Below are 13,254 nucleotides of genomic sequence, written 5' to 3' on the forward strand. Positions count from 1 at the left end.
GGGGATGCCGCACCCCCCGTGTATGTGCGGATGCGACGGCGCGGGCCCCGGTGTCCGCGCGGGTACGGCGCGAGGGCACGTCCACCGGCCCGGCGTGCCGTCTACGGCTCCGCGACGTCCGTGTGGATGGCGAGCTTGAACTCGGCGAGGGTGAGCGCCGTGGCCCGCCTGGCGTCTCCCGGCCCGCGCGCGGTTGTCTTCAGCCCGAGCGGCATGCCCTTGTGCACGAACATCTGCCACATGAAGGTGCGGTACTGCCCGCCCCGGGTGGACACGCTGTCCGTCGTGCCGGTCGAGTCGTACTTCTCCTTCGTCAGGTTCAGCGGATCGCGTACGAAGCGCGCCCGGTACTCCAGCGCTCTCGGGTCCGCCTCCCAGAAGACCATCGCCGAGAGCACGCCCCAGCCGTCGTGGCTGGGCCAGATCAGACCGGAACGCGGATCGGGGAACCTCGACGCGGTGCCGCCGCCGTTCGCCGGGTCGTGCATCTTCCAGGGGTCGTAGGACTCCGCGGTCTTCGCGTACGGGAAGCGCACCAGGTGGTAGCCGTCGGAGTCGTAGGTGATCCGCTGCCCGCCGGAGAGCGCCTTCTCCCACTTCAGCGAACATATGACGACGCTCATCGCCGCCCCTTTCCCTTTACGGAGGATGCCGTTCCACCCTCTCGTGCGCATGACACGGTTGCGGGGGAAGCGGTTGCGGCGCAGGACGAGAACGCGTCGGGGAGCCGGAGACTCACAGGTTCGCGCCGGGCGCGCCGGGCGGCGGCCGCCGGCCGGGCGCGGGACTGTACCAGCGGCAAATCCCCTCGCTCCACCCCTTTCCCCCGACGACAGTTGAGGGCGATGACACCGCCCTGAGCGACCCAGGAACCGAGGGAGAGCCCCGATGTCGACGCTGCGCGTCACCGCCGAAGTGCTGACGATCCACGACCACCCGAACGCCGACGCGCTCGAACTGGCCCAGGTCGGGCTGTACCGGGCCGTCGTGGCGAAGGGGGTGTACCGCACCGGGGACACCGCCGTCTACATCCCCGAACAGTCCGTGCTCCCGGCCGAACTCATCGAGGAGCTGGGGCTGACGGGGCGGCTCGCGGGGAGCGGGGCGGACCGGGTGAAGGCGGTACGGCTGCGGGGCGAGCTGTCGCAGGGCATCGTCTGCCTGCCGCGGGCACTCGCGGACGTGGACCTGACGGCCGCCGTCACGGAGGGCACGGACTTCGCGGAGCGGCTCGGCATCGTCAAGTGGGTGCCGCCGATCCCGCCGACGATGAGCGGCGAGGTCGAGCCGGCCCCGGATCTGCTGCCCTGGGTCGACATCGAGAACGTCCAGCGCTACCCCGACATCTTCACGCCCGGCGAACCGGTCGTCCTGACGGAGAAACTGCACGGCACGGCCTGCCTGGTGACGTACTTCGCCGAGGACGGCCGCGTGCAGGTCTCCTCGAAGGGCTTCGGCGCCAAGTCCCTCGCGCTGAAGGAGGACCCGCGGAACCTGTACTGGCGCGCCGTCCGCGGCCACGGGGTCACCGAGGCCGCGGCCCGGCTCGCCGAGCGGCTGGGGGCCCGCCGGGTCGGGATCTTCGGCGAGGTCTACGGCGCCGGGGTGCAGGACCTGTCGTACGGCGCCGACGGCCGTCGCGAGACGCTCGGGTACGCCGTGTTCGACGTCTCCGCCGACATCGACGGCCGGGTCCGCTGGCTGGACCAGGCCGAGCTGTCCGAACTTCTCGACGGCGAGCTGCCGCTGGTGCCACGGCTGTACGAGGGCCCGTACGCCGTCGACCGGGTGCTGGAGGTGGCCACCGGCCGGGAGACGGTCTCCGGGAGCGGTCTGCATCTGCGCGAGGGCGTCGTGATCCGGCCGGTCACCGAGCGGTACAGCCCGGTGACCGGCGGGCGGGCCGTGGCCAAGGCGGTCAGCCCGGCGTATCTGACCCGCAAGGGCGGCACCGAGTACGAGTGAGGAACGGGGCACCGGGGGCCCGGGAGGAACCGCTCAGCGGCAACTCCCGGGCTCCTTCTGCTGCTCCGGCGCCGGCTTCCCCCGCTCCGGCCCGGTCGTCTCCTTCCGGCGCTCGACCAGCAGGCGGGAACCGCTCTGCCGTTGGCCGAAGGCGTCGTCGGGATTGGACAGCACACAGGTGGCCAGGGAGAGGCAGCCGCAGCCGATGCAGTCGGTGAGGTGGTCGCGCAGACGGTTGAGCTGCTTGATCCGTTCGTCCAGTTCGGACCGCCAGACCTCGGAGAGACGGGCCCAGTCCTCGCGGGTCGGCGTCCGCTCCTCGGGCAGCTCGGCGAGCGCCTCACGGATGGTGGCGAGGGGGATGCCGACGCGCTGCGCGGCCCGGACGAAGGCGACCCGGCGCAGGGCGTCTCGACTGTAGCGGCGTTGGTTACCGGTGGTGCGGCGGCTGCTGATCAGCCCCTTGGACTCGTAGAAGTGCAGCGCGGAGACGGCGGCACCGCTACGGGCCGACAGCTGGCCGACGGTCAACTCGTGGATCTTCTCAGGGATCTGGGGCACCCCTCCGAGCCTACCCACACCCGAAAGGGCCACGGTCCGTTGACAGGGACTGCGCCGCCGACCATGCTAAGCAGTCGCTTAGAGATGTGGAAGCAGGGAGGCCGGGACATGGCAGAGCCGAGGATCTTCACGTCCGCCGAGGAACTGAAGGCGGCGGTGGGTGAGCAGCTGGGGCACAGCGACTGGCTGGAGGTCGACCAGAAGCGGATCGATCTCTTCGCCGAGGCCACCGGTGACCACCAGTGGATCCACGTGGACCCGGAGAAGGCGGCGGCCGGCCCCTTCGGCACGACCATCGCCCACGGCTATCTGACCCTGTCGCTGCTCCCCCTGCTGGTGCCGCAGATCCTCCGGGTCGAGAACGTGAAGATGGGCGTCAACTACGGCACCAACAAGGTCCGTTTCCCGTCGCCGGTGCCGGTCGGTTCCCGGCTGCGCGCCACGGCGACCCTCCAGGAGGTCACCGAGGTCGGCGGCGGCGTACAGGTCACGGCCGCGGTCGTCGTCGAGCGCGAGGGCGGGGACAAGCCGGTGTGCGTCGCGGAGTCGGTGTCCCGGTACTACTTCTGAGGTTGTGAAGCCGAGCGGCGCCCGCACCGCACCCTCGCGGAGTGCCGTGCGGGCGCCGCGACCGCTCCCCTACGCGGGCGCCACGGCCCGACCGGTCTGCGGTGAGATCATCCCGGCGCACAGGCCCCGGCCTGCCAGGCCGCGCGCGATGCGCGGAACGGCCGCGAGGGTGTTCGCGGACCAGTCGTGCATGAGGATGACCTGGCCGTTGGTGAGCCGGGCGGCGGCCTGCACGATGGCGTCCGCGGACGCCCCGTTCCAGTCCTGCGAGTCGACGTTCCAGAGGATCTCCGTCAGCCCGTACCTGGCGGCCACCGACCGTACCGTCGCGTTGGTCTCTCCGTACGGCGGCCGGAACAGCCTGGGCGTGCCGCCGCCCGCCGCGGCGACGGCCTGCTGGGTCCGGGAGATCTCCGAGTCGATCTGCGCCTGGTTCAACCGGGTCAGGTGCGGATGGGTGTAGCTGTGATTGGCCACCCACATGCCGGCGGCGGCCTGCGCCCGGACCTGGGCGGGGTTGGCGGCGGCGTACTGGCCCTGGTTGAACATCGTGGCCCGCAGCCCGTTCTGCCGGAGCGAGTTGAGCAGGGCCGGCGTGTTCGCGGACGGGCCGTCGTCGAAGGTGAGACCGACATACCCGCTGCAGGCCGCGGCCCGTGCCGGGGACGCCTCGGCGGCGGTGAGCACGAGGGGCGCGGTGCTCGCGAGGGCGGTGGCGACGACGAGCGACCGCTTCACCGCGCGCCGGAGCGAGCGGTGCGGTCCGGTGGTCACGAGGCCACCGTGATGGAGGAGTTGCCGCTGCTCCGGTATCCCTCGGTGGCCATGATCATGTAGTAGCGGAAGCTGCCGAGGGGCATGCCGGCGCGGGCCCAGGCGTCGAAGTGGTTGCCGGTGGTGATGCTCCCGCCCGTCCGCCTCGACTGACGGACGCTCCAGTACTGGTCGAAGGTGCGGACGCCCTCGACAGAGGGGGCGTTGTACCGCGTCGTGCGGTAGATGTCGTACGTGCCGCCGTCGCTGTTGACCGTGCCCCGGTAGGTGCCGGTGGGCCGGTAGTTGCCCCAGCTGTCGACGATGTAGTACTCGACGAGCGGGTTGGCCGTCCAGCCGTAGAGGGTCAGGTAGGCGTTGCCGGACGGATTGAACGAGCCGGAGTAACGCACCGTCCTGCGGGAGCCGTTGCTCCAGCCCTTGCCCGCGACGAAGTTCCCGGTGTTGTTCCAGGAGGTCCGGTAGTTGCCGCCGGAGGCCAGGGTCATGGAGACCGTGCCGGGGGCGTCGGTCCAGAAGGAGTAGTAGAACCCGTTGTCGGTGCCGGTCCGGTTGCTGGTGATGACCGTGTCCGCGTGGGCGGTGCCGGGCAGGGCCACCGCGGTCGCGGCGGCCAGCGCGGTCGTGCAGAGACCGCCGATGAAGAGCCTGCGGCTCGGGGGCGGGGTGGGAGTGGGTGCGGATGCGTCGTTCATGCGCGCGTCCTCCTCGGGCTGTCGGGGGTTCGCCCTGTCACCCCCGGAGTGTTGGCCTGCCCCTGTCAACTGTCAATGGTTTCGGCAGTGATCCCGAAACATTCGCGGGCTGTACCAGCCATGATCCATCGGATCCGTTGGACGCCGATCGCTTTCGCTCCTCGATTCCTCGAATGTTTCGAGGAATCTGCCGACCGAACCGACCAGGGAGAACGGGGCCGACGGGGAGCGCGGGGAGCATGCGCGGAGCGCAGGCTGAACGGACTGAGCGCGAGAGCGAGCCGGCCCGGCGCATCCGGCCGGCCAGGAGCCGAACGGGCCGCCACCCCGCCGACCCCGGCTACTTGGGCGCGGTCACCATGCGCAGGACGAGGTCCGCGTACAGGGAGCCGACCTCGTCGGGGGTGCGCGAACCGTTGACGTTGAACCAGCGGGCGACGTCGATGCAGAGGGAGAGGACGGCGACGGTGGTGCCGCGTACGTCGGGAACGTCGAAGTCACCGGCGGCGACGCCGTCCTCGATGATGCCGCGCACGGCCGCGTCGTTCTGACGGCGCAGGGCGACGATCTCGGCGCGGGCCTCGGGGCCGAGGGCGTCCAGCTCGTACTGCACGACACGGGCCACGGTGTGCTGCCCCGCGTGCCAGCGGACGAAGGAACGGACGGCCTCGGCGAGGCGGTCGGCCGGGCTGCCGTCACCCTCGGCCGCCGTACGCAGTACGTCGAGGGCCTTCTCGTGGCCGATGCGGCTGATCCGGTGGAGCAGCTCTTCCTTCGTCTTGTAGTGGATGTACAGCGCGGCGGGGCTCATGCCCGCGCGGCCCGCGATGTCACGGGTCGTCGTCGCGTGGTAGCCACGCTCGGCGAAGGCCTCCACGGCGGCCACCAGCAGCCGCCGGGCCGCGTCCGGGTTGACCTCGCCCCACGGCTGCGGCTCGCGGCCCGCCGTCTCCTCCGCCGTACTCATCGCTCGTTCGCCCCTTCCGATGGCTGGTCACCACCATACCGCCGAAGGGTGAGCGAGCGCTTAGAAGGCCCGTTCAGGGCTGTGCCGCAGGAGCAGCGCCCCGCCGGGCCGGGGCGGGTCAGAGCTTTTCGAAGGGGTCGTGCTCCGCGAGGAGCTTCTCCAGTCTGGCCTGGTCGACCCGGCTGACGATGCGCCCGGCCTCCTGACGGTCACGGATCACCTTGGCCAGGGTGAAGGACGACGTGACGAGGTAGAGGACGGCGACGGCCAGGAAGGCCCGGACCCAGGTGTCGGCGTCGAGGTGGTAGATCCCGACGGTGGTCGCCGTCATGGCGACGCCGAAGGACGCGACGGACTGACCGTAGAAGGCCGCCGTGTTCTGCTGCTTGACCGGTGTCTCACTCATGGGGACATGGTCAGGCAGCTGTGGCCCGCGCCACATCCGTCGGGATACTCAGACGGCGCTCCCGGGTACTCAGACCGGTGCGCACGGCTCAGAACGCCGAAACCCCCGTCAGCGCCCGCCCGATGAGCAGTTTCTGTATCTGGCTGGTGCCCTCGTAGAGGGTCATCACGCGGGCGTCCCGCAGCAGCTTCCCGGCCGGGTACTCGTCGATGTAGCCGTAGCCCCCGAAGACCTGGAGGGCGTTGTTCGCGGCGCGCACGGCGGCCTCGGAGGCGAAGAGTTTGGCCTTGCTGGCCTCGGTCGCGAAGGGCTGCCCCCGGTCGACGAGGTCGGCGACGCGCCAGGTCAGGAGCCGGGCGGCGTCGACGTCGACCGCGATGTCGGTGATGAGTTCCTGGACGAGCTGGTGATGGGCGATCGTCCTGCCGAACTGCTCGCGCTCGCCCGCGTGCCGGACTGCCGCGTCCAGGGCGGCCTGGGCGATGCCGACGCAGCCCGCCGCGACCGACATCCGGCCCTTGGCGAGCGCGGACATGGCGACGGTGAAGCCCTTGCCCTCCGGGCCGAGCAGGGTGGAGGCGGGGACGCGGACGTCCTCCAGGACCAGTTCGGCGGTGGCCTGGCCGCGCAGGCCGAGCTTGCCGTGGATGGCCCGGCGGGTCAGGCCGGGGATGTCGGTGGGGACGAGGAAGGCGGAGACGCCCTTGTGGCCGGGGGCGTCGGTGGATCGGGCGAAGAGGAGGACGACGTCGGCCCAGGTGCCGTTCGTGATGAACGTCTTGGTGCCGCTGATGACGAAGTCATCGCCGTCGCGGACCGCGCGGGTGGTGAGGTTGCCCGCGTCGGAGCCGGTGCCGGGTTCGGTGAGGCCGAAGCAGCCGACGTACTCCCCCGCCGTGAGCCCCGGCAGCCAGCGGCGCTTCTGCTCCTCGTCACCCCAGGCCGCGACGGTCTTCGCGACGAGACCGAGGGAGACGGAGACGATCCCGCGCACGGAGGAGTCGCCCCGGCCCAGCTCCTCGGTGACCAGGCAGTACGCGAGATGGTCGCCGCCGGAGCCGCCGTACTCCTCGTCGACGGTCAGCCCCAGGAAGCCGACCTCGCCGAGCTTCTTCACGACGGCCCGGTCGACCTGCTCCGCCCGGTCCCAGGCGATGACGTGCGGGGCGATCTCGCGCTCCACGAAGTCCCGTGCGAGCCGGCGCACGGCGGTCTGCTCCTCGCTCAGCTCCAGGTTCACACGACCCGCCTCTCGTCCGTTCTCCATTAAATTACCACTGCTAGTTTTAAGCGCGCAGCCCCTACTATGTGCGCCATGGCCAGACCGCGCAAGCCCCTGCTGAGCACCGACCGCATCGTGGAGACGGCGCGGGCGCTGGTGGACGAGGAGGGGCTGGCGGCCGTCTCCACACGACGGCTGGCCGCCGAGCTGGGCGTGAGCGGGCCCTCGCTCTACAACCACTTCCGCACCATGGACCAGATCCTGGAGGCCGTCGCCGACTCGGTGAGCGCGCAGGTCGACCTGTCGATGTTCGAGGACGGGCGGCCGTGGCGGACCGCGCTGCACGACTGGGCGGTCTCGTACCGGGCCGCCCTGCGCGACCATCCCCACATCGTGCCGGTCCTCGCGCGGGGGCCCGGAAGGCGGCCCGCCGGACTGAAGGTCGCCGACGTCGTGTTCGGGGCGATGGTCGAGGCGGGCTGGCCGGCGGCGCAGGCCACGTCCATCGGGGCGCTGATGCGGTACTTCATCATGGGGTCCGCGGTCGGGTCGTTCGCCGGGGGCTTCGTGGACGACGAGAGCGCCTACGACCCGGCCGACTATCCCCACCTCGGGCAGGCGCACCTGCTGGCCGAGCAGCAGGAGAAGATCGACGAGCGGGCGTTCGAAGTGGGCCTGCGGGCGCTGCTGGACGGGTTGGAGCAGCAGTACGCGGCGGTGGCCGGGCGGCGGAACGGCTAGGAAGCCACACGGATGGCCGAGTCGAGGCCCGCGTCGGAAAACCGCGAGCCCCGGCAGGGTTCCCCCGCCTAGCCTCGACCCCATGGCGAACACTCCCCGGGTCGCACCCACCCGCACGGTCGAACTGCTCGCGGCGGGGGCGGCCGCCGTCACCGTCGTGCTGTGGGCGTCGGCCTTCGTGTCGATCCGCAGCGCCGGAGAGGCGTACTCCCCCGGCGCGCTGGCGCTCGGACGGCTGCTGGCCGGGGTGGTGGTGCTGGGGGCGATCTGGTGGTGGCGCGGGGAGGGGCTGCCGCCACGGAGCGCGTGGCGGGGCATCGCCGTGTCCGGGGTGCTGTGGTTCGGGTTCTACATGGTCGCCCTGAACTGGGGCGAACAACGGGTCGACGCGGGCACGGCGGCCCTGGTCGTGAACATCGGGCCGATCCTCATCGCGCTGCTCGGCGCCCGGCTGCTCGGCGACCCGATGCCGCCCCGGCTGCTCGCCGGCATGGCGGTGTCGTTCGCGGGGGCGGTCGCCGTCGGCCTGTCGATGTCCGGCGAGGGAGGCGCCTCGGTCCTGGGTGTCGTCCTGTGCCTGCTCGCCGCCGTCGCCTACGCGGCCGGGGTCGTCGCCCAGAAGCCCGTGCTGGGCGCGGCGAGTCCGCTCCAGGTGACCACCTTCGGCTGTCTCGTGGGGGCCGTGGTGTGTCTGCCGTTCGCCGGGCAGCTGGTGCGGGAGGCCGCCGCCGCTCCCGTCCAGTCGACCCTCAACATGGTGTACCTGGGCGTGTTCCCGACCGCGCTGGCCTTCACGACCTGGGCGTACGCCCTGGCCCGTACGACGGCGAGCCGGATGGGCGCGACCACGTATGCCGTGCCCGCGCTGGTCGTGCTGATGTCCTGGCTGGCGCTGGGCGAGGTACCGGGACCGCTCACGCTGGCCGGTGGCGCGCTGTGCCTGGCGGGGGTGGCGGTGTCACGGTCCCGGGCGCGTACGCGGCCGGCGGCGCCGGACGCCGGGGCCGCGGCCCCGGATGTCGTTCCGGAACCGCGGCCAGGGCCGCCGGCGCGGGGTTAGTGCCCGTCTGACGGGTCTCCGTGGGAGAAGGAGTGCCGGGCGTCACGACGCCGCGGAGATCCGGCAGACGGGGCCCTAGGACGTCGCGTCCCGGTCCTCCACCCGTGAACTCGCCCTCTTGGCGAGTATCTTGATCGACACCAGGGCGATGACCGACAGCCCGATGATGTACGCGGAGACCGACATGGACGTGTCGGTGGCCTCCAGGAGCAGGACCATCAGGAACGGGGCGAGGCCGCCGCCGAGGACCGCGGCGATCTGATAGCCGAGGGAGGCACCCGTGTAGCGCATCTCCGGGGTGAACAGCTCGGCGAACAGGGCGGCCTGCGGCCCGTACATGATGCTGAGGAAGCAGCTGGCGACGAAGGTGCCGACGGCGAGCCACAGCAGCGAGCCGGTGTCGATCAGCAGGAACAGCGGGACGGCCCACAGGGCGATGCCGGCCGCGCCGAACGCGTAGATCCGGATCCGGCCCACCCGGTCGGAGAGGGCAGCGGCGGCGGGGATCAGCACCAGCTGGGTGAGGCTGACGCAGAGGGAGACCGCGAGGACCGCGCCGCGTTCCATGTCGAGTTCGCGGGTGGTGTAGTCGAGGACGCCGGTGATGAGGATGTAGAAGGTCGCGGTGTTGACGGCGAAGGAGCCGCCCGCCAGGAAGACCGTGCCGAGATGACCGCGCAGGATCGTCCTGAGCGGGGAACTCTTCTCTCCCCTCTCCTGCTCCGCCAGCTTCCGTTCCGCCGCGCGGAATTCGGGGGTCTCCTCCACATGGCGGTGGATGTACCAGGCGAGGCCGAGGACGAACAGGCCGACCAGGAAGGGCACGCGCCAGCCCCAGGCGGTGAAGGCCGAGTCGTCGGTGCTCGCGCCCACCACGAGGAACATCGTGTTGGCGCTGACCACGCCGATGGGGACGCCGAGCTGGACGAAGCTGCCGTACACCCCGCGCTTGCCCTCGGGGGCGTACTCGGTGGCCAGCAGCATCGCGCCGCCCCACTGGGCGCCGACGGCGACCCCTTGGGCGACACGCAGGAGGACGAGCAGGATCGGAGCGGCGATCCCGATCGTCTCGTACGTGGGGAGGAGGCCGATGGCGGTGGTGGCCAGGCCCATCAGGGTGAGGGCCAGCACCAGCATGGGTTTGCGGCCCCGTTTGTCGCCGAGGTGACCGGCGACGATGCCGCCGAGGGGGCGGGCGAGGAAGCCGACGGCGAAGGCGGCGAACGCGGCGAGCACACCCGCGGAGGAGCTGCCGGCCGGGAAGTAGAGATCGCCCAGGACGAGGGCGGCGGCTATGCCGAAGACGAAGTAGTCGTACCACTCCACGGCCGAGGCGAGGGCCGCGGCGGTGGCGACCTTGCGATGGCTCTGGGGACGGGAGGTGGTGACGGGGGCGGGAGCGGTGTCCATACGAGCACACTCCGGTGGGTGCGGGGACGTTCCGGGGAACGTACTGACCGGACGGTATGGAGGTCAACGGTCGTGCGTGTATCAGTTCGGTGGGTGCTTTTCGCGGGTGGGCGGGGGTCTGCTCGGGCAGCCGAACTAGAACGTCACCAGCGCCCGGCCGCCCTTGCCCGCCCGCATGTTGTCGAAAGCCGCCGGGATGTCGTCCAAGGAGATGCGGTCGGTCACCAGAACGCCCAGGTCCAGGCGGCCGGCGTTGATGTGCTCCGCGAGGATCGGGAGGTCGCGCGCCGGGTCGGAGCTGCCGTAGACGCAGCCGGAGAGGGTGCGGCCCCAGTGGAAGATCTCCAGCGCGTTGAAGGTGACCTGCTGGTCCTTGCCGCCGATGCCGACGACCGTGGTGCGGCCGCCGCGCCGGGTCGACTCCCAGGCGGTGCGGATGGTGACCGCGCGGCCGACGCACTCCACGGCGACGTCGACCCCCTGCCCGCCGGTCAGGCCACGGATCTCGCGGGCCGTGTTCTCGGAGGCGGTCACGTAGTCCGTGGCTCCCGCCGCACGGGCCAGTCCTTCCTTCGCCGGGGAGACGTCCACGGCGAAGATCCGGGACGCGCCCGCGATCCGCGCGGCCTGCAGGGCGGCCAGCCCCACACCGCCCACCCCGAACACCGCGACGGTCTCGCCCTCCCGGACCCGCGCCGAGTGGTGGACCGCGCCGTATCCGGTGAGGACGGCACAGCCGAGCAGGGCGGCGTCGGCGAGCGGGACGCCGTCCGGGGCGGGCAGCACACACCCGGCGGCGACCACCGTCTCCTCCGCGAAGGCGGCCACGTTCAGACCGGGGTGGAGGTCAGCGCCGTCGGAGGCCCGGCGGGCGTACACCTCTGCGGCGCCGAGCAGCGCGTTCGCGCACAGCCACACCTCGCCGAGCGAGCAGGCGTGGCATGTCCCGCAGGACGGCGCCCAGTTGAGGACCACGCCGTCGCCGGGCGAGACATGGGTGACCCCCTCGCCGACCGCGAGGACGGTGCCCGCGCCCTCATGGCCGAGCACGGCGGGCACCGGCACCCGCATGGTGCCGTCGGAGAGCGACAGGTCGGAGTGGCAGACCCCGGCGGCGGCGAGCCGCACCCGGACCCGGCCGGGCCCGGGTTCGGGCAGTTCGATCCCGGTGATCTCCAGCGGGGCACCGACGGCGGGCAGTACGGCGGCTCGGACGGCCATGGGGGATGACTCTCCTGTGTTCGCGGGAGGGGGTGACGGTGCGCTCGGAACCGGGGCGCTCGAAGCCGGAGCGCTCGGAACCGGGGCGCTCGAAGCCGGAGCGCTCGGAACCGGGGCGCTCGAAGCCGGGGCGCTCGAAGCCGGGGCGCTCGGAACCGTGTCGCTCAGAACTGAAGGGACTTGGTCTGCAGGTACTCCGCCAGGCCGTGGGGACCGAGTTCGCGGCCCACCCCCGACTGCTTGTAACCGCCGAACGGGGCCAGCGGGTTGAAGCGGCCGCCGTTGATGTCGACCTGGCCGGTGTCCATCCGGCGGGCGAAGGCCACGGCCTCGCCGTCGTCGCCGGCCCAGACCGCGCCGGCCAGCCCGTACACCGTGCCGTTGGCGATCCGCAGGGCGTCCTCCTCGTCCTCGTAGCGGAGGATCGACAGGACCGGGCCGAAGATCTCCTCCTGGGCGACGGTCATCTCCGGCGTCACGTCGGCGAGGACGGTGGGACTGACGTACCAGCCGCGCTCGCGCGGGGATTCGGGGCCGCCCGCGACCAGCCGGGCGCCCTCGGCGACACCCTTCTCGATGTAGCCCCGCACCCGGTCCCGCTGCCTGGCGCTGACGAGCGGGCCGATGCGGTCGCCGTACTTCGCGGCGGCCTCGGCGGCCAGCGCGACGGCCTCGTCGTACTGGGAGGTGTGGACGAGCATGCGGGTCCAGGCGCTGCACGTCTGGCCCGAGTTGGACATGACGTTGGCGACGCCGGTGGCGACCGCCCTGCCCAGGTCCGCGCTCGGGAGGATGACGTTGGCGGACTTGCCGCCGAGTTCCAGCGCCACCTTCTTGACGGCGGCCCCGGCCGTCGCGGCGATGCTCCGGCCCACGGCCGTGGAGCCGGTGAAGGAGACCAGGTCGACGCCGTCATGCTCGGCGAGCGCCTGCCCGGCGACCGGGCCCAGACCGGTGACCAGGTTGAACACCCCGGCGGGTACGCCCGCCTCGTGGACGGCCTCGGCGAAGATCTGGGCCACCAGCGGGGTGTCCTCGGCGGGCTTCAGGACGACCGTGCAACCGGCGGCGAGGGCGGGGGCGACCTTGGCCACGATCTGGTGGAGGGGGTAGTTCCAGGGGGTGATCGCGCCGACGACGCCGATGGGCTCGTGGTGGACGGTCGAGTTGCCGATCCGCTCCTCGAAGACGTGCTCGGCGGCCAGTTCGGCGTAGGACGCGGCGACCGCGACCGGCAGGTCCGCGTGCACCCGCTGGGAGAACGGCAGCGGCGCGCCCAGCTCGGCCGTCACCGTCTCGGCGATCTCCTGCCGGCGCGCGGCGAGCGCGTCGCGCAGCGCTCCGATGCGCGCGCCCCGTTGGGCGGGCGGGGTCGCCGCCCAGGCGGGCAGGGCGGCGCGCGCGGCGCGTACGGCGGCGTCGACGTCCTCGGCGGTGCCCGCCGGCACCCGGTCGAGCACCTGTTCGTCGACCGGGTTCACGACCTCGATCGTGCCGGTCCCGGCGGCGGGCCGCCAGCCGCCGTCGATGTACATGCCGTCGTGTGCTTTCATCGTGCTGCCTTCCGAGCGGGCGTGGTCGTCCGCCCCAAAAACTAGCCCTGATAGTTTTCCGGCACCAGAGCCCCGGGCCGTGAGGCAGGACTCTTCTCGCCATCGGTCA

General features: G+C 71.9%; 14 protein-coding genes. 4 read left to right on the top strand and 10 right to left on the bottom strand.

Translation table 11 applies throughout. The annotated features are described in order from the left end of the window. Positions 1–101: 101 nt before the first annotated feature. Positions 102–623, bottom strand: coding sequence for a hypothetical protein (locus ACFU5F_RS13670; protein ID WP_383886390.1), 522 nt, complete (start codon positions 621–623; stop codon positions 102–104). Between the two features lie 265 nt (positions 624–888). Between ACFU5F_RS13670 and ACFU5F_RS13675 the strand changes: the two genes are divergently transcribed. After that, complete coding sequence (locus ACFU5F_RS13675) at positions 889–1,965, top strand: RNA ligase (ATP) (RefSeq protein ID WP_383886393.1); 1,077 nt, start codon at positions 889–891, stop codon at positions 1,963–1,965. Positions 1,966–1,998: 33 nt separating this feature from the next. Here ACFU5F_RS13675 and soxR read toward each other — a convergent pair whose 3' ends face one another. Further along, entirely contained in the window at positions 1,999–2,526 is a 528-nt protein-coding gene (soxR, locus tag ACFU5F_RS13680; protein WP_383886396.1) for a redox-sensitive transcriptional activator SoxR, read from the bottom strand. 108 nt (positions 2,527–2,634) lie between these two features. Here soxR and ACFU5F_RS13685 point away from each other — a divergent pair, with 108 nt between their 5' ends. Further along, positions 2,635–3,096, top strand: a complete 462-nt coding sequence (locus tag ACFU5F_RS13685) for a MaoC family dehydratase (protein WP_383886399.1) — start codon at positions 2,635–2,637, stop codon at positions 3,094–3,096. Between the two features lie 69 nt (positions 3,097–3,165). Here ACFU5F_RS13685 and ACFU5F_RS13690 read toward each other — a convergent pair whose 3' ends face one another. The 5 genes from ACFU5F_RS13690 to ACFU5F_RS13710 form a co-directional block, all read right to left on the bottom strand. Further along, the gene (locus tag ACFU5F_RS13690) at positions 3,166–3,870 is read right to left on the bottom strand and encodes a polysaccharide deacetylase family protein (RefSeq protein ID WP_383886402.1); all 705 of its coding nucleotides are present in this window, start codon (positions 3,868–3,870) and stop codon (positions 3,166–3,168) included. Beyond that, positions 3,867–4,565 (bottom strand): glycoside hydrolase family 11 protein, encoded by a 699-nt coding sequence (locus ACFU5F_RS13695; protein ID WP_383886404.1) that lies wholly within the window; start codon positions 4,563–4,565, stop codon positions 3,867–3,869. Before ACFU5F_RS13695 ends, ACFU5F_RS13690 begins: the two co-directional genes overlap by 4 nt. A gap of 340 nt (positions 4,566–4,905) precedes the next feature. Further along, positions 4,906–5,532 carry a TetR/AcrR family transcriptional regulator gene (locus ACFU5F_RS13700; RefSeq protein ID WP_383886407.1) on the bottom strand — a complete coding sequence of 209 codons (627 nt, stop codon included), beginning with the start codon at positions 5,530–5,532 and terminating at the stop codon, positions 4,906–4,908. A gap of 118 nt (positions 5,533–5,650) precedes the next feature. After that, positions 5,651–5,938 carry a YiaA/YiaB family inner membrane protein gene (locus ACFU5F_RS13705; protein WP_383886410.1) on the bottom strand — a complete coding sequence of 96 codons (288 nt, stop codon included), beginning with the start codon at positions 5,936–5,938 and terminating at the stop codon, positions 5,651–5,653. 88 nt (positions 5,939–6,026) lie between these two features. Further along, the gene (locus ACFU5F_RS13710) at positions 6,027–7,178 is read right to left on the bottom strand and encodes an acyl-CoA dehydrogenase family protein (RefSeq protein WP_383886412.1); all 1,152 of its coding nucleotides are present in this window, start codon (positions 7,176–7,178) and stop codon (positions 6,027–6,029) included. A 75-nt stretch (positions 7,179–7,253) separates the two neighbouring features. Between ACFU5F_RS13710 and ACFU5F_RS13715 the strand changes: the two genes are divergently transcribed. Continuing rightward, entirely contained in the window at positions 7,254–7,901 is a 648-nt protein-coding gene (locus tag ACFU5F_RS13715) for a TetR/AcrR family transcriptional regulator (RefSeq protein ID WP_383886415.1), read from the top strand. 82 nt (positions 7,902–7,983) lie between these two features. Next, a complete protein-coding gene (locus tag ACFU5F_RS13720) occupies positions 7,984–8,961 on the top strand; it encodes a DMT family transporter (RefSeq protein ID WP_383886418.1) in 978 nt (325 codons plus the stop codon). A 75-nt stretch (positions 8,962–9,036) separates the two neighbouring features. On the opposite strand, the gene ACFU5F_RS13725 is transcribed toward ACFU5F_RS13720, so the two are convergent. From ACFU5F_RS13725 to ACFU5F_RS13735, 3 genes are all read right to left on the bottom strand, one after another. Beyond that, a complete protein-coding gene (locus ACFU5F_RS13725) occupies positions 9,037–10,371 on the bottom strand; it encodes an MFS transporter (RefSeq protein ID WP_383886421.1) in 1,335 nt (444 codons plus the stop codon). Positions 10,372–10,506: 135 nt separating this feature from the next. After that, positions 10,507–11,592 (bottom strand): Zn-dependent alcohol dehydrogenase, encoded by a 1,086-nt coding sequence (locus ACFU5F_RS13730; RefSeq protein WP_383886424.1) that lies wholly within the window; start codon positions 11,590–11,592, stop codon positions 10,507–10,509. Between the two features lie 164 nt (positions 11,593–11,756). Further along, complete coding sequence (locus ACFU5F_RS13735) at positions 11,757–13,145, bottom strand: aldehyde dehydrogenase family protein (RefSeq protein WP_383886426.1); 1,389 nt, start codon at positions 13,143–13,145, stop codon at positions 11,757–11,759. Positions 13,146–13,254: the final 109 nt, after the last annotated feature.

The sequence above is a fragment of the Streptomyces sp. NPDC057438 genome (genome assembly GCF_042802995.1).
Taxonomy (GTDB): domain Bacteria; phylum Actinomycetota; class Actinomycetes; order Streptomycetales; family Streptomycetaceae; genus Streptomyces.

What these genes read in the sequence shown, in the direction of transcription:
- ACFU5F_RS13670 (WP_383886390.1), bottom strand. Translation starts at nt 623, where the DNA reads ATGAGCGTCGTCATATGTTCGCTGAAGTGGGAGAAGGCGCTCTCCGGC.
- ACFU5F_RS13675 (WP_383886393.1), top strand. Translation starts at nt 889, where the DNA reads ATGTCGACGCTGCGCGTCACCGCCGAAGTGCTGACGATCCACGACCAC.
- ACFU5F_RS13685 (WP_383886399.1), top strand. Translation starts at nt 2,635, where the DNA reads ATGGCAGAGCCGAGGATCTTCACGTCCGCCGAGGAACTGAAGGCGGCG.
- ACFU5F_RS13695 (WP_383886404.1), bottom strand. Translation starts at nt 4,565, where the DNA reads ATGAACGACGCATCCGCACCCACTCCCACCCCGCCCCCGAGCCGCAGG.
- ACFU5F_RS13700 (WP_383886407.1), bottom strand. Translation starts at nt 5,532, where the DNA reads ATGAGTACGGCGGAGGAGACGGCGGGCCGCGAGCCGCAGCCGTGGGGC.
- ACFU5F_RS13705 (WP_383886410.1), bottom strand. Translation starts at nt 5,938, where the DNA reads ATGAGTGAGACACCGGTCAAGCAGCAGAACACGGCGGCCTTCTACGGT.
- ACFU5F_RS13715 (WP_383886415.1), top strand. Translation starts at nt 7,254, where the DNA reads ATGGCCAGACCGCGCAAGCCCCTGCTGAGCACCGACCGCATCGTGGAG.
- ACFU5F_RS13720 (WP_383886418.1), top strand. Translation starts at nt 7,984, where the DNA reads ATGGCGAACACTCCCCGGGTCGCACCCACCCGCACGGTCGAACTGCTC.
- ACFU5F_RS13725 (WP_383886421.1), bottom strand. Translation starts at nt 10,371, where the DNA reads ATGGACACCGCTCCCGCCCCCGTCACCACCTCCCGTCCCCAGAGCCAT.
- ACFU5F_RS13730 (WP_383886424.1), bottom strand. Translation starts at nt 11,592, where the DNA reads ATGGCCGTCCGAGCCGCCGTACTGCCCGCCGTCGGTGCCCCGCTGGAG.
- ACFU5F_RS13735 (WP_383886426.1), bottom strand. Translation starts at nt 13,145, where the DNA reads ATGAAAGCACACGACGGCATGTACATCGACGGCGGCTGGCGGCCCGCC.